The sequence below is a fragment of the Hoeflea marina genome (assembly GCF_003182275.1).
Taxonomy (GTDB): Bacteria; Pseudomonadota; Alphaproteobacteria; order Rhizobiales; family Rhizobiaceae; genus Hoeflea; species Hoeflea marina.
The window spans coordinates 574,040-587,662 of sequence record NZ_QGTR01000001.1 but is presented as its reverse complement, the minus strand read 5'-3'; the positions used below and the strand labels follow the sequence as shown (position 1 = coordinate 587,662).

Sequence of the window (13,623 nt, the reverse complement as noted above, 5' to 3'; positions counted from 1 at the left end):
GCCCGGTCCCGGCCTCATGCCGCACCTGCCAGTTCCAGGCGCGGCAGGCTTTCCATGACGGTGCGCCACTCGGTGCGTTCGTCCTGGCCCTCTATGCGCTTGCCGAAGAACTGGATGATGAGTTCGCCGGCCTGATCATAGGCTTCCAGCGAGGTGACATAGCCCTTGTCGGTGGGCTTGCGCACCAGCCAGGCACCGGCGATGCGGTCGGTGCGCAGATGCAGATGGAAATCGGCGTCCATCACATTGAGCCACGGGCCCATGCTCCTGATCGACTTTATCGGGCCGGAATGGATCTGGATGCAGCCGCGATTGCCGACGAAGACCATGATCGGCACGGCGGCATCGGCGGCGGCAAGCATCATGGTGGCGACGCTCCCGGCCAGGATGCGCTCGGCAAATTCCGGGCCGATGCTTTCGAGCGCGCGCAGACGCGAGAGCTTGAGGACCTTGAGGATGGAGACGAACTGATGAGTGTCGGTCATCGACTGCCAGCGGCGGCGCAGGTCGTCGAGCGGCACGTTGTCGTCATTCTCGGCAGCCGCGGGAGCCGCGATGATCTCGGCCTCGAATTCGCAGGACTGGTCCGTATGCGCCAGCGATCGGGTGATGCCCGCCCAGGCTTCGTCACTGGAAGCGGCGCGCAGGTGGATCTTGTGCAGGGCATCGCCCGCCTTGTCGAAGAACTGCAGGCTGCGCCGGGTCTCGCCCTCGGCGGTCGTCGTCTCGACCGAGAAGGCATGCGCCCAGTGCCCGGGAAACATCCGCATGTCGATCTCGGCGCCCAGCATCATCGAGGCGTGCTTGCCGGCGATGAAATTGTCATAGACGCCGATCTTCTCGTGCACGGCCGACTCGTTGCGGGTCAGCGCCATGACTTCGCCGAGCGATTCGAGCAGCGGGAAAATCGTCGGCATCGGCGCGTCGAGGCGGACCGTGCCGGCGCCGCAGCCGGCGGCAACCAGGGCCGCTTCGGAAATGCCGAGCTGGCCGGCGAGGTCGCGGGCTCGCATCTTCGGGTTGTCGAGTTGCTCGGCACGGATCCGGGCCGGGGAAAGTCGTGTCGTCATGGCTGCAAGCCCTTTCATTTGTTCAGAATCAGTTTGCCCTGCCGGGTGATCTTCAGCCGGTAAAAGGTGTCCTCATGCCGGATGGTGATTTCACCCCGGCCACGAAACAGGATGTCCGTCGAATAGACATAGCTGTCGGTGCGGCGGTCGGTGCCAGCAGGCGGGATGTCCCCAGCGGTTCGCTGGCCCGGTCCGCTGGCCGTGCTGGTGTCTTTCATAGCAAGGGGGTCTCTCTGGGTGCACCGGGCTGGCAGATCATGCTGGCTGGGCCGCAAATTCGTCGATAATACTTGACATGAATAGTCATGTTTTGTAGCGGAGGCAATACCGGAGTGAACCACTCATGTTATTTTTGCTCCGGTCGAGCATGCCAGCCTCGGCCGGCCGATACGGACACACTGACTGCAGGGAGACGGCAATGGGGCTGACGGAAAACACACCCGGAATCATGAGACCAGCCGCGGCTTCGCCGTCGCGCCGGCAGGCCTCCGTGTGGCTGGCGGCGCTGGCGCTGGCGGCGGCCGGAACGACTGCCTCGGCGCAGGACACCACCCCGGCCGCACCGGCCGGAAGCATCAGTCTCGAGCTCAACAAGGCCGGCGACGAGGCGGGCGCCTGCCGCACGACCTTCGTTGCCGTCAATCGGCTGGGCGGGGCGCTGGACGAGCTCGCCTACGAGATCGTCGTCTTTGACGGCGACGGTCTGGTCGACAGGCTGGTTCGCTTTGATTTCGGCGCCATGGCCGCCGACAAGACCACCGTCAAGCGCTTCGACCTGCCCGGCCTGTCCTGCGGCGCCGTCGGCCGGCTGCTGGTCAACGACGCGGCTGCCTGCAAGGGCGACGGCGTCGAGCCGCAGGCCTGCCTGGCCGGCCTTAAGACCGCAAGCCGCACGTCCATCCTCTTCGGCCGCTGACAGGAGCTCCCATGCAGTCCGGTATAGACCAACTCAAATCCATCCTCGATCTCGGCGGCCCGGTTGTCGCCGTGCTGTTTCTCGTCTCCGTGCTGGCTGTGGCGGTCATCGCATTGAAGCTGCTGCAGTTCGTCCGCGCGGGCGTCGGCCGGCGCAAGACGGCGGAGGCCGCGGTGATGGCCTGGGTTCACGGCAACCGGCCCGAGGCGAGGGCGCTCGTCGCCCCCGCGCGCGGCGCGCTCGCCAGTTGCGTGGCGCTGACCTTCTCGCTGTCCTCCAACGGCCGCGCCAGCAAATCGGAGATCGAGGAGCAGGTGGCGTCGCTGGCCATGCACAAGCTGCACGAGCTGCGCGGCGGCATGGCCTTCCTCGACACCGTCGTGCAGCTGTCGCCGCTGCTCGGCCTTTTCGGCACGGTCCTCGGCATGATCGAGGCGTTCCGCAAGCTGCAGGGCGCCGGCGCCGTCGTCGATCCGTCGATCCTCGCCGGCGGCATCTGGGTGGCTTTGCTGACCACCGCGGTCGGGCTTGCCATCGCCATGCCGGTCTCTGTGGTGCTGACCTGGTTCGAGACCCGGATCGAGGACGAGCGGGTGGCGATCGAAACCACCATCACCCAGGTGCTCTCGGCCGGACGGCCGGCGCAGCCGGACGACGCCGGCGCGGCCCGGGCCGGCGGAACCAGCCTGATGGAGCTGCGCCATGCGCATTGACGCCGGTCCGCGCCGGGCCAGACGCCTGTCGCTGACATCGCTCATCGACGTCATCTTCCTGCTGCTGCTGTTTTTCATGCTGACATCCACCTTCACCCGCTTCGCCCAGGTGGACGTGGCGATGGCCGGGCAGGGCGGGGCTGTCGCCGCCGGCAAGCCCGGCGTGCTGCTGCGGCTGACGGCGGCGGGTTTCGAGGTCAACGGCGAGATCACCGATGCCGACGGGCTTGAAGACCGGCTGGCGCTGCTGAAACAGACCGGTGCCACGTCCGGCCTGGTGCTGGTCGGCGTTGAGGGGCTGTCGCAGGACCTGGTCAGCGCGCTGGAGGCATTCCGCGCCGCCGGCCTCGACGTATCCGTCGCCCGTTAGGACCGATCATGAAAATCGCCCGCCCGGTTCCCAGACGCCGCCCCGAAGGCACCATCGCGCTGATCAACGTGGTGTTCCTGCTGCTGATCTTCTTCCTCATCGCCGGTTCGCTGACGCCGCCGCTCGACGGCGATGTCAGCATGGTCGAGACCAGCCAGGCCGACGCCAGCGGTCCGCCCGACGCCGTCTCGGCACGGCGTGACGGGCAACTCTATTACCGCGGCGAGCCGGTCACCGCCGCCGCCTTTCTTGAGACCCGCAGCGCCGAAAGCGGTGGCGACGGCGGGGCGCCGGACATCAAGCTGGTGGCCGACAAGGATCTTCCGGCCCGCCGGCTCCTGGAAATTCTAGAGGAATTCCGCAGCCTTGGCGCGGGCAAGGTGCTGGTGATCACAAGGAGAGCAGGGGCATGAAGCTCGGCTACAAGCAATGGACCGCGGCCCTGGCACTGTCGGCCATCGCCCATGTGGCGGTCGCCGGCCTGTTCGAGCCGGTGGAGCCTGCGGTCGAGATCGCCGGCGGCAGTCCGGTGGTGCTGTCTCTGGCCGGCAATTCGTTCTCCGACATGATGGCCTCCGGCGAGGCCGTCGAGACGCTCGAGGCGGTGACGGAGCCTTCCGCCGAGGAGGCCGTCGCCGTCGACGAGCCGGCCGAGCCGGTGACTGCAGAGGCGGTCGAGGCCGCAGAGCCGGTGGACGTGGCCGCGGCGAGCGCGGTCATAGAGGCCGCGCCGGCGCCACCCGAGACGCAGGCCGTCGAGACGGCAACGCCGGTGCAGCCTGAGGTCGCCGTGGAGGCCGAGCCGGTGGCCGAAGTGGCCGCGATCGCCGCCGATGTCGCCATCGCGGCGCCGGCCGCCACGGTCGTGGAGGCCGAGCCCGATCCCGTCGCCGAGATGGAAATCCCGCTGCCGGTGGCACGCCCGGTGCCGGAGCCCGAGCCGAAGACAGCCAGCGCCGCCGAGAAGCCGCGGCCGGTCAAGGCAAAGCCCGCGAAGGCAAGGCCCAAGCCACCCGCCAAGCCGAAAGCCCAGGCCGGCAACGGTGGCCAGTCCAACGCCAATGCGACCAGGGGCGGCGCCCGCGCCGCCAGCGGCAACAGTGCACGTGCCGGCAACGCAGCGGTGTCGAACTATCCCGGCAAGGTTGCGTCAAAACTCCGGCGCGCGCTGCGCTATCCGGCGGAAGCCCGCTCGCAGCGCATCCGCGGCGAAGCCGTCGTCGGCTTCGTGGTGGCCTCCAGCGGCTCGGTGAGCGGCGTGCGCCTGGTGCGCTCGTCCGGATCGTCGCTGCTCGACACCGCGGCGATCGAGACCGTGCGCCGCGCCGCGCCGTTTCCGCCGATACCCGGCGGAGCCGGCCGATCCTCCTGGCCGTTCAGCGTGCCGGTGGCCTTCAACCGCTGACGGCCGCCGCGCGCGCGACGCGGTCCGAGTTCGACGGCTGCCGCCGGGCAGGGCGTCCTCCAGGGTCATGCCCGGCGGCAGTCGTCGATGAGATCGCGCAGGATCGCATTGAGCGCCTCGGGTATCTGCGCGCTGAAGTGGAGTTCAGGGTCGCACTGCATGTCCGGGCGCATCCTCTGCCCAGGCAACGATGCGCTTACCGCACAGGCGCAGCGTCGGCACACAGGACCCGTGCCCGAGCGGGCAGGCTAGGGGCACTGATATTGGCCACCATCACCGGCTGAGAATCCGGCTTGATAAAATGTGAGGCTGAGGACTTGCGGAGAGAGACCAATTTGCGCCACACGTGTTTCATGCCGTCCGAGCTGCGAATTCGCACATTAGCTGGAAATCGCGACGCGGTATTCGCCCCGTCCAGCTAAATTTTAGATAAACCTCCGCCGACGATAGGATCTCTTTTCCTCTGTCACAACAGGCCGTCCGACAGCAGCTACTCGACCATCTCGTAGGTGGAATGACAGCCAGAGGCCGTGGGGAGGTTCGGCCCTACCCACTATGCACATCAGCATGCCAGGGAGTTCGTGGACGGATTGGCGAACCATGTTCTCGATACTTCTTGAATCTTGCGGCGAGGGGCGAGGTATATCCTCAGGATGAGTGTGCCAATCACCAACGAAATCGAGGCCTTTCCTATAGAACTCGTTGATTTCGTCCTGCTCGGCCTTTCTGTCCGGCCAAAAATGAAGCCGACCTCGCCTATCTCCCGGGCGCGCACCCGTTGCCACTTCGATGGTCCATTTTCCGGATGCCAGTCGTGCAAACATCTGGCCACCCGTTTCCCGGGAAAAAATTCCCTTTTGACGATTTGCCATCATCGTAATTAATGCCTCTGAGGCAATTTCGACCTCCAGACCTTCGAATTTGTACACACACCCTGTCATCAGAATGCCCACTTCCATTCGGTAACGCCACCAAGCACTGGTGGTTTGCCGCGCGTCTCCAGCCAGTAGTTAGTCCATCGACCTTCGGCCTGTTGCACGACGATTTCTTCTGCCGTCCACGTTCTCCAGACATCCCCGTCGTGTCGACCGGCAAGGACTTCAAGCGCGAGCCTACTGGCCACAGCCTGCGACTGAGCTAGTTCAATTGCGCCGAATGGAGAAGTTGCGTTGCCGCATTCAAGCGGCATTTTCAATCCTGCCACGGAAGCCCGACCCTTGAAGTTGCCGACCTCATCAAATCCGTCGGTGAAACGGCCCTCTTTGCCCGAGATGGCTACAGAATGGCCGGCAAGGGCATAAGCTTCGACCCAAGAGTAGAGGGTCGGGAGCGTGACGCTGTCACTAATGAACACATCGGCAGCCCAGTCTCCGGTCGCGGATATGACAAGATCGACATCATCGAGGAGCTTCGGACTTGAGGCTAGAAGGCCTTGTATACCACAGGCATACGCGCCCACCTGCTCGATATCAGGAAGCGACTTCTCGATTCTGGCCTTGATCGCTGCGGTCTTGGATACACCGACCCATTCGGCGCCGAGTTCGTGTCTTCGGATATTCTCCCAGCCTAGAAGATCTTGATCGACCAAGATGAAGCGGGACACGCCCGCCTTCGCGAGCATTACCGCGATGCCAGACCCAAGCGCTCCGCATCCGATGATCGCTACCTTTTTATGCATCGGTCCAGGTGCAGCACCAGGGAGGCGGGTGAGGGCCGCGTCGAGGTGTTGGGTGTTCAACGGAGCGATGTCGTAGAGCGCGATAACGTCGTCGTTCGCGAGTTTTGATTGGACATGGGCTTTAGAAAGCGGTCGCCCACTATTATCGCGGCGGATAACCAGTTCCACGGCGACCTTTACAGCGGCACCGTCCGGCTTCGTTCCCGAAAAGAGGACAGGCAACCTCGACGGGCACGCGCGGAGTTTCTCCCCCACGATTGCCACTCCATTCAAGGTATTCCGCTTGAGCATCATGAGCAGCGAGGCGAGGTCACGAGGGTACCTGTCTGGCCTCGGTAGCTTCGTGAGTTCAACGATAGGGAAGTGCAGCAGATCTCGCATGTATTCGCCGGTCAGATGCCCATGCCAGCGACGGATGGAAAATTTGTTCGGGAAGCAGAAATAGGATCCGCCACGATAAAAGAAGACCCCGGACCCGGCGGGAGCGACGGAAAAACCATGAAGTTTCGCTTCTCGAAATCCTGCAGGCAGGTAGTGCCTCCAGTATGCACCGAAATCGGCCTCGAAGTCATAATCCTCATCTCCGCGCTCGTTAGCCTTCAGAAGGTCTCGAGCATCGCGCAAGGCCGACTGTATGGCTTGAAGAGGATGGCTGGGAATGGTTGGGGGCAGCAAACATATCCGCGCCATATCGCCAAACCTGGGCAACGGCTCGATATGCGGCTGCGGGTGCGACACATCGTATTGCTCGATAAATGCTTGAGGCTTGGAGTAGGGGAAGTTGCTGTCGATTAGAATGAGGATATCCTTCCCCATCGTCCGGACCCGCCACGCCATTCCGCCATAGAATCTATTGGCCGGATGGTCGTCAGGGAGCTTTCCCTGAAAAGCCTCTTCTAAGGATTCAAACCATGCGTCGATTTCTTCTGCAGAATATGTCATCAATAAAGCTATGCGAAGCGTCCGTCGTCGGTCGCATAGCGGGTTTCACCACCTTTGATGACAGGCGCGGTAGTTCGGGCGTCAATCTTCTTTTCCGCGTCGGGATCTGGCTGGCTGCGGAACCAGTCCGAGTTGAATACCTTATCCCATGCCTTCATCGCCTGCTCGTGCGTGCAATCGGGATGGTCAAGTACCTCAAGATGAACGAGATTCTCCTCAAGGCAATCCTTAAAGAAAGCAACCTTGGGGTTGCCGGAACTGACAATATTCTCGCCCGTTAGTGTGGGGTGCCCGATTTCGTCATTGTATTCCAAGCGATCACAGATTTGCCGCATGAGCTCCCGAAAGGCCTCGTCATTCCGGCCCTTTATTTCAAGATAGCTTTCCTCTACGAGCCGCGAGATTGCAAATCCGGAAGTTGTCTTGGATTTCCAAGATATCCGGCTCTTTGCGAATTTCTTCATCAGCCGAGTCATGCGGACGAACTGGCCGCGGTCCCCCCCCGCACTTGCATCCGAGCATCGAGTGCTGTTGGCGGTCTTGAACCATTTTGTTACGGATCGCGCATCGGACCGTTTCCAATCCGATCCTGCAAGCTCCCACGCTGGCTTCATTTCTCCCGATATCGGATCCTTGATCTCTATCTTGCGGTAGGAGGGCACGTCGACATGGAATCCCTGATCGTAGTAAACGCGGACGCAGTTTTTCCGGACTTCTGGCGCGGTCTTGAAGCGCTTGTCCTGGAGTGCATCGCAAATCATCTTTCGTACTGCCAATGCTGACATTTCGCCCCCGTTGGGTCCGACGAGATCCTCCTTCTTAAAATAGACGCCGTCATCTATGTCATAGTCCCCGTCCTCCTCTTGGATCATGGTCTTCATGGAGTACGATCCCTGGGTGTGCAGGCCAATGGGTGCAGGCTTGTTGTCCGCAGCAAGACCTCCCTTGAGACGTTCGCGGTTGGTGTCTGCCTTATCCTTGATGTCCATGCGCTCATCATCGGACAGTTTCACCATATCCCGCTGATATTTCAGGACTTGAGCGTCGCAGTTCTTCATTGAAATACCTCCATCGGGATACCCGCTTTCGGCATCGGCGGCACCTCATTGAACAGACGGTGAATCATTCGGCCCTCAGGATGACCTGGCCGATCACAAAGGCTCTTCACCATGTCGGCATCATCGTATCCGTGGGCGATCAAAGCCTTCAGTGCCTCGGGGCGGGTCTCGTCCAAGCTCAGATATCGGAGCATGGTGCTCGAGGCTTCCTGCTGTGGAAGGCGTATATGGGTAACTGAGCGACCGAGCTTCGAGATGTGCCCGGCAAAGAACCGTGCCATTTGGTCGTATGCGAACTCCTGCACGTCGATCGCCAATGGCCCAATTTCAGCCCCGAGCTTCCAAGAGAGCATTCCACGATGGACTTCTTTGGGTTGAATCTGTGATCCCGCCGGCCGCGAAACGTTCCCAATGGAGAAGATCTCGATTGGTTGGTCTGGCTCGGCGCAAGAGAGAGCGTCGATCATCGCGACAAGAACCGGGTTATTCGCCCACAGACCTCCGTCGGCAAACACTCGAAAGTTATCAGAGCCGTTATCGGGATCGCGCACCGCTGCCAGCGAACGATAAATCGGTGCTGCACTTGATGCGAGACACACATCAGCAAGCTGATAATTATCATCGCGGACACCGCTCCTCGGCGTCTTTTTAAAAACCCAAGAGCGATGTTTCTCCATCGATACTGCAGGAACCGAAAGACTGATACCGCGGAGGTCAAGAACCTGCTTCATGGTGACGTTTTGTAGCTCGCGACGCAGCGCCGCCTGCAGCGCGAAATCGCCAGCGCGAACGATACGTCCGCCCTTCACCACTGCTCTCCACAACGGGCTCAGAATGCCATCTTTGATTCGGTGGGGAAAGATCGCAGCGCCGTGCTCCTCGTACAGGGCGACAACGGAGGACATCGGACGTCCGATTGCAGCGGCACATCCGAGGATAGCCCCAGTACTGGTACCTGCAATAAGGTCAAATCCTTTACCGACATCAAGTGCCTCCACATTTCTTAGGCGAGCGTAGTAGTTTGTGAGCTTGTCCAAAAGTGCAGCAGTATAAATACCCCGCATCCCGCCACCATCAATGCAAAGCACCCGATAGGGACGGTCGGGGACGGGCGTCGTGTCAGTCATTCACTTTTCCTTCTAGGATTAGACCCTGTTCGTCCCGCCGTGTGGGATAGCCGCCCAAATTCAAATTCGGTTGATAGACCAGATAATAGAGCCTCTAAAATGCAGTAAGTTTCATTCTGGCTGAAAATAGAAATGGTCGCCAGTGTCACTTTCAGTTATCACCCGAAATAGCTCTTCGCGCTACACGATTGATTGACACCGCTGCGTGCGTTCTTTATTCGTTCTGAGCCAAAAAATATCGTTAAATGCACCGACGCTGGCGCGCTCTGCGCTCGCCCGCTGTCTCTTGGTTTTGTATTTTGATCTTGAGGGCAGCCGTGAGGGGGTCTCATCGACCACAGGACCAACAGCGTAGGTACGCAAACTCTCTATCAGTTCTAGGACTACGAACATGTAAGTGAATTGGCCTACTGCTTTTCGCTCGTGGCCAGGCGCTCGAGTAGGGGGAATTGAATCTAAGTTCTCTAGCTACGCTCAGCCTGCCGAACTGAAAGCACGCATCCGCACAGGTCAATCCGAAGATCGCATAAGATAGATTATGGAACTGATGCATGTGCCTGATATGGCTGCGCGGTCGGCTGCGGCGGTGCCGGTCGGCCCGCTCGCAGGCTTCTCCGACGCGTCAGCCGACCGGATCGCGCATGTCGATGACGACGGCGCCAATGGCCCGCGCCAGAGCCTTGGGCTCGACGCTGAACACGCTGTCGGGCCGTCCGGCGGCGGCCCAGACGATGGCATGGTCGAGCAGCGTCCGGTCGATGTGGACGCCGAGCGGCGCCCGATGGCCGAACGGCGCCACGCCGCCGATGGCAAAGCCGGTCTCGTCGCGCACCCGCCGGGCATCGCATCGCGCGAAGTTGAGCCCATAACGCGCGGACAGATAATCCATATCAGCGTTTTGGTTTCCGGCCACCAGCAGCAGTGCCAGGCTGCGGGTGTCGGCATTTTCAAAGATCAGCGACTTGACGATCTGGCCCGTGGCACAGCCGCAGGCGCTGGCGGCTTCCTCGGCGGTGCGGGTCGAGTCCGCCATGCGCCAGATCGAGATATCGAGGCCGAGCGTTCGCGCCGCGTCCGCCACGCGCGCCATGCTGGATCCAGCCGGTATATCGGCCGCCTGAACTTCGCTGCGGCTCACAGCTCGACCTCGAATTCGATCGTCATTCCGTCGTAGCCCGGCTCGACATGCGCCGGCGTCTCGTCCAGCACCGTCCGGTAATCGAGCGGCACGTGCATGTGGGTGAGCACCGCGCGCCTGGGAGCCAGTGTCCCGATCCATCCCAGCGCCTGGTCGAGCGACAGATGGCTCGGATGGTGCTTGTATTGCAGGCAGTCGATAATCAGCAGATCGAGGCCCGACAGCCGGTCGATGGTGGCGCCGGGAAAATCGCTGACGTCGCAGCAATAGGCGACATCGCCGATGCGGTAGCCGAGCGAGCGGATGCCGCCATGGATCTGGTCGAGCGGCTGAATCGAGACCGGGCCCCCTGCTCCGTCTATGAGGATCGGCTTGTCAAGCGACTCGATGAGCTGCGGCGCGACGATCGGCGGATAGTCGCTGCCCTCCGGCGTGGTCATGACATAGCCGAAGCCGGCACGGATGCGGGACATGGTCTCGGGATCGGCATGGATCGGCATCTGCCGGCGCTGGCTCAGCGCGAAGCCGCGCAGATCGTCGATGCCATGGACATGGTCGGCATGGGAATGGGTGTAGAGCACCGCGTCAATCGAGGTCACCCGGTTGGCGATCATCTGCTCGCGGAAATCCGGACCGGTGTCGATGACCACCGTGGTGACGCCGCCGTCGGCGCCGGTCTGGCGCAGCATGAAGGCGGCGCGCGAGCGGCGGTTCCTCGGATTCGTCGGGTCGCAGGCGCCCCAGTCGCCGTTGATCCGCGGCACGCCCGGCGAGGAGGCACAGCCCAAAACGGTGAACTGGCGGCGGACGCGCGGCATCAGGGTCGGGTCATCTTCGAAAACAGCCGGTAGGCATTGGCGGTGGTGATGTCGCGGATCTCCGTCTCGCCGACGCCAATCGTCTCGCCCAGCACGCGCGCCGTGTTGACCACATAGGACGGCTCGTTGCGCTTGCCGCGATAGGGCATCGGCGCCAGATACGGCGCGTCGGTTTCCACCAGCAGCCGGTCACGGGGAACCGAGGCGGCGATCTCGCGCAGTTCGAGCGAGTTCTTGAAGGTGAGAATCCCCGAGAACGAGACATGGCCGCCGAGCTTCACGCCGATTGCCGCCAGCTCCGGACCGGCGGAAAAGCAGTGCAGGATGAAGGGGAAGGCCCCCTTCCCCGTTTCCTCTTCCAGGATCGCGATCATGTCGGCGTCGGCATCGCGCGAGTGGATGACCAGCGGCAGCTGCGTGATGCGGCTCGCCTCGATGTTGGCGCGGAACACCGCGAGCTGTACGTCGCGCGGCGCATTGTCCGGATAGTGGAAGTCGAGCCCCGCCTCGCCGATGGCGACGCATTTGGGGTGCCGCGCCAGCTCGACGATTTCCGCCGCGGTGATGTCGGGCTCCTCGCCCGCATTGCCGGGATGGGTGCCGACCGAGCAGAACACGTCCGCGTGGGCCTCGGCCACGGCACGGATGCGGTCGAAGCGGCGCACGCGGGTGCAGATCGTGATCATGCGGACGACGCCGGCGGCGCGCGCCCGCTCGACGATCAAGTCGCGCTCCGGCGCGAAATCGTCGAAGTCGAGATGGCAATGGGTGTCGATCACCGGATGGGTGCGGGCGAGATCGGTCATGCGCCCGGAGCCTCCTTGTCCGCCTCCACATAACGGGGGAAGACCGGTTCGGGTTTCGGCAGCTCGGTGCCCGCCACCAGCCGGTGGCCCGCGCCGAGCCGGGCAAAATCGCGCGCCTCGGCAGGCAGCGCCAGAGCATCAAGGAATTTCGCCGCGGAATCCGGCATGATCGGCTGGCACAGGATCGCCACCTGGCGGATGACCTCGGCGGTGACGTAGAGCACCGTCTGCATCCGCGCAGGATCGGTCTTCTTCAAGGCCCAGGGCTCCTGGCCGGCGAAATAGCGGTTGGTTTCCGCCACCACGTCGAAGACCAGCGCCAGAGCCTGGTGCAGCGCCTGACGGTCCATCGCCTCGCGCGTCGGCGCGAGCAGTGCATCGGCCATGGCCAGGATGGCCTTGTCTGCATCGCCAAGCGCGCCGGGTTCGGGGACGCGGCCCTCGCAGTTCTTGTTGATCATCGACAGCGAACGCTGCGCCAGATTGCCGAGATCGTTGGCGAGATCCGCATTGGTGCGGGTGACGATGGCGTCGTGGCTGTAGCTGCCGTCCTGGCCGAAGGGCACCTCGCGCATGAAGAAATAGCGCACCTGGTCGAGTCCGTAGCGGTCGATCATCGCGAAGGGGTCGATGACGTTGCCGACCGACTTCGACATCTTCTCGCCCTTGTTGTTGAGAAAGCCGTGCGCATAGACGCGGGCCGGCAGCTCGAGCCCCGCCGACATCAGGAAGGCCGGCCAGTAGACGGCGTGGAAGCGGACGATGTCCTTGCCGATGATGTGCAGCGCCGGCCAGTAGCTCCACTTTTCGGTGCTCTCGTCAGGGAAGCCCGCGGCGGTGATGTAGTTGGTCAGCGCGTCGACCCAGACATACATCACATGCTTGTCGTCGCCAGGCACCGGAATGCCCCAGTCGAAGGTGGTGCGCGAGATCGACAGGTCCCTGAGCCCGGACTTGACGAAGCTCGCCACCTCGTTGCGGCGCTCGGCCGGCATTACGAAATCGGGGTTGCCCTCGTAGAGCGCCAGCAGCCTGTCGCCATAGGCCGACAGGCGGAAATAGTAGCTTTCCTCCTCCACCCATTCGACCGGCGAGCCGAGCGGCTCGCGGCGCACGCCGTCCTCGCCGAGCTTCGTTTCGCCCTCGTCGAAATAGGCCTCCTGGCGCACCGAGTACCAGCCGCCATACTTGCTCAGATAGATGTCGCCATTGGCCTGCATCCGCCGCCAGAGCTCCTGCACCGAGACCTTGTGGCGCTCCTCGGTGGTGCGGATGAAATCGTCGTTGGAGCAGTTGAGCCGCGCCAGCATGTCGCGAAAGACGGCCGAATTCTTGTCGGCGAGCTCGATGGGCGCAATGCCTTCGGCCTCGGCGGTGCGCTGCATCTTCTGGCCGTGCTCGTCGGTGCCCGACAGGAAGAAGACATCCTTGCCGTCAAGCCGCTGGAACCGCGCCAGCACGTCGGTGGCGATCGCCGTGTAGGCGTGGCCGATATGGGGATTGCCGTTGGGATAGAAGATCGGCGTGGTGATGTAGTAGCGCTCGCGAGTCATGGGGGCCTTCAGGAACAATGCTATGCGGG

Annotated in this window: 15 protein-coding genes; 5 read left to right on the top strand and 10 right to left on the bottom strand. The window is 62.6% G+C overall.

The features are described 5' to 3' along the window. Positions 1–14: 14 nt before the first annotated feature. Positions 15–1,070, bottom strand: coding sequence for a hemin-degrading factor (locus DFR52_RS02640; protein WP_110030352.1), 1,056 nt, complete (start codon positions 1,068–1,070; stop codon positions 15–17). A gap of 14 nt (positions 1,071–1,084) precedes the next feature. Continuing rightward, entirely contained in the window at positions 1,085–1,288 is a 204-nt protein-coding gene (hemP, locus tag DFR52_RS02635; RefSeq protein WP_110030351.1) for a hemin uptake protein HemP, read from the bottom strand. A gap of 200 nt (positions 1,289–1,488) precedes the next feature. Between hemP and DFR52_RS02630 the strand changes: the two genes are divergently transcribed. The 5 genes from DFR52_RS02630 to DFR52_RS02610 are packed head-to-tail and all read left to right on the top strand — an operon-like array spanning position 1,489 to position 4,474. After that, positions 1,489–1,986 carry a hypothetical protein gene (locus DFR52_RS02630; RefSeq protein WP_245415163.1) on the top strand — a complete coding sequence of 166 codons (498 nt, stop codon included), beginning with the start codon at positions 1,489–1,491 and terminating at the stop codon, positions 1,984–1,986. Positions 1,987–1,997: 11 nt separating this feature from the next. Then, positions 1,998–2,699, top strand: a complete 702-nt coding sequence (locus tag DFR52_RS02625) for a MotA/TolQ/ExbB proton channel family protein (RefSeq protein ID WP_110030350.1) — start codon at positions 1,998–2,000, stop codon at positions 2,697–2,699. Further along, a complete protein-coding gene (locus tag DFR52_RS02620; protein WP_110030349.1) occupies positions 2,689–3,069 on the top strand; it encodes a biopolymer transporter ExbD in 381 nt (126 codons plus the stop codon). Before DFR52_RS02625 ends, DFR52_RS02620 begins: the two co-directional genes overlap by 11 nt. 8 nt (positions 3,070–3,077) lie before the next feature. Next, a complete protein-coding gene (locus DFR52_RS02615; RefSeq protein WP_110030348.1) occupies positions 3,078–3,482 on the top strand; it encodes an ExbD/TolR family protein in 405 nt (134 codons plus the stop codon). Further along, positions 3,479–4,474, top strand: a complete 996-nt coding sequence (locus DFR52_RS02610) for an energy transducer TonB family protein (protein WP_110030347.1) — start codon at positions 3,479–3,481, stop codon at positions 4,472–4,474. Before DFR52_RS02615 ends, DFR52_RS02610 begins: the two co-directional genes overlap by 4 nt. 425 nt (positions 4,475–4,899) lie before the next feature. Here the strand turns inward: DFR52_RS02610 and DFR52_RS25060 are convergent, their stop codons facing one another. From DFR52_RS25060 to metG, 8 genes are all read right to left on the bottom strand, one after another. After that, positions 4,900–5,346 carry a Mov34/MPN/PAD-1 family protein gene (locus DFR52_RS25060; RefSeq protein WP_425351143.1) on the bottom strand — a complete coding sequence of 149 codons (447 nt, stop codon included), beginning with the start codon at positions 5,344–5,346 and terminating at the stop codon, positions 4,900–4,902. Positions 5,347–5,414: 68 nt separating this feature from the next. Continuing rightward, positions 5,415–7,094, bottom strand: coding sequence for a ThiF family adenylyltransferase (locus DFR52_RS02600; protein WP_110030345.1), 1,680 nt, complete (start codon positions 7,092–7,094; stop codon positions 5,415–5,417). 8 nt (positions 7,095–7,102) lie between these two features. Continuing rightward, a complete protein-coding gene (locus DFR52_RS02595; protein WP_110030344.1) occupies positions 7,103–8,152 on the bottom strand; it encodes a cyclic GMP-AMP synthase DncV-like nucleotidyltransferase in 1,050 nt (349 codons plus the stop codon). Next, a complete protein-coding gene (locus DFR52_RS02590; protein ID WP_110030343.1) occupies positions 8,149–9,279 on the bottom strand; it encodes a patatin-like phospholipase family protein in 1,131 nt (376 codons plus the stop codon). The genes DFR52_RS02595 and DFR52_RS02590 overlap by 4 nt, the downstream gene beginning before the upstream one ends. A 622-nt stretch (positions 9,280–9,901) precedes the next feature. Beyond that, entirely contained in the window at positions 9,902–10,369 is a 468-nt protein-coding gene (locus DFR52_RS02585) for a YbaK/EbsC family protein (protein WP_110030342.1), read from the bottom strand. 44 nt (positions 10,370–10,413) lie between these two features. Then, positions 10,414–11,235, bottom strand: coding sequence for an MBL fold metallo-hydrolase (locus DFR52_RS02580; protein WP_110030341.1), 822 nt, complete (start codon positions 11,233–11,235; stop codon positions 10,414–10,416). Beyond that, positions 11,235–12,041 (bottom strand): TatD family hydrolase, encoded by an 807-nt coding sequence (locus tag DFR52_RS02575; protein WP_110030340.1) that lies wholly within the window; start codon positions 12,039–12,041, stop codon positions 11,235–11,237. The genes DFR52_RS02580 and DFR52_RS02575 overlap by 1 nt, the downstream gene beginning before the upstream one ends. After that, on the bottom strand, positions 12,038–13,594 hold the full coding sequence (gene metG, locus DFR52_RS02570; RefSeq protein ID WP_110030339.1) for a methionine--tRNA ligase: 1,557 nt from the start codon (positions 13,592–13,594) through the stop codon (positions 12,038–12,040). The genes DFR52_RS02575 and metG overlap by 4 nt, the downstream gene beginning before the upstream one ends. Positions 13,595–13,623 lie beyond the last annotated feature (29 nt).

Excerpts from the sequence above, each read along its gene's own strand:
- DFR52_RS02640 (WP_110030352.1), bottom strand. The coding sequence starts at position 1,070 with ATGACGACACGACTTTCCCCGGCCCGGATCCGTGCCGAGCAACTCGAC.
- hemP (WP_110030351.1), bottom strand. The coding sequence starts at position 1,288 with ATGAAAGACACCAGCACGGCCAGCGGACCGGGCCAGCGAACCGCTGGG.
- DFR52_RS02630 (WP_245415163.1), top strand. The coding sequence starts at position 1,489 with ATGGGGCTGACGGAAAACACACCCGGAATCATGAGACCAGCCGCGGCT.
- DFR52_RS02625 (WP_110030350.1), top strand. The coding sequence starts at position 1,998 with ATGCAGTCCGGTATAGACCAACTCAAATCCATCCTCGATCTCGGCGGC.
- DFR52_RS02620 (WP_110030349.1), top strand. The coding sequence starts at position 2,689 with ATGCGCATTGACGCCGGTCCGCGCCGGGCCAGACGCCTGTCGCTGACA.
- DFR52_RS02615 (WP_110030348.1), top strand. The coding sequence starts at position 3,078 with ATGAAAATCGCCCGCCCGGTTCCCAGACGCCGCCCCGAAGGCACCATC.
- DFR52_RS02610 (WP_110030347.1), top strand. The coding sequence starts at position 3,479 with ATGAAGCTCGGCTACAAGCAATGGACCGCGGCCCTGGCACTGTCGGCC.
- DFR52_RS25060 (WP_425351143.1), bottom strand. The coding sequence starts at position 5,346 with ATGGCAAATCGTCAAAAGGGAATTTTTTCCCGGGAAACGGGTGGCCAG.
- DFR52_RS02600 (WP_110030345.1), bottom strand. The coding sequence starts at position 7,094 with ATGACATATTCTGCAGAAGAAATCGACGCATGGTTTGAATCCTTAGAA.
- DFR52_RS02595 (WP_110030344.1), bottom strand. The coding sequence starts at position 8,152 with ATGAAGAACTGCGACGCTCAAGTCCTGAAATATCAGCGGGATATGGTG.
- DFR52_RS02590 (WP_110030343.1), bottom strand. The coding sequence starts at position 9,279 with ATGACTGACACGACGCCCGTCCCCGACCGTCCCTATCGGGTGCTTTGC.
- DFR52_RS02585 (WP_110030342.1), bottom strand. The coding sequence starts at position 10,369 with ATGGCGCGCGTGGCGGACGCGGCGCGAACGCTCGGCCTCGATATCTCG.
- DFR52_RS02580 (WP_110030341.1), bottom strand. The coding sequence starts at position 11,235 with ATGCCGCGCGTCCGCCGCCAGTTCACCGTTTTGGGCTGTGCCTCCTCG.
- DFR52_RS02575 (WP_110030340.1), bottom strand. The coding sequence starts at position 12,041 with ATGACCGATCTCGCCCGCACCCATCCGGTGATCGACACCCATTGCCAT.
- metG (WP_110030339.1), bottom strand. The coding sequence starts at position 13,594 with ATGACTCGCGAGCGCTACTACATCACCACGCCGATCTTCTATCCCAAC.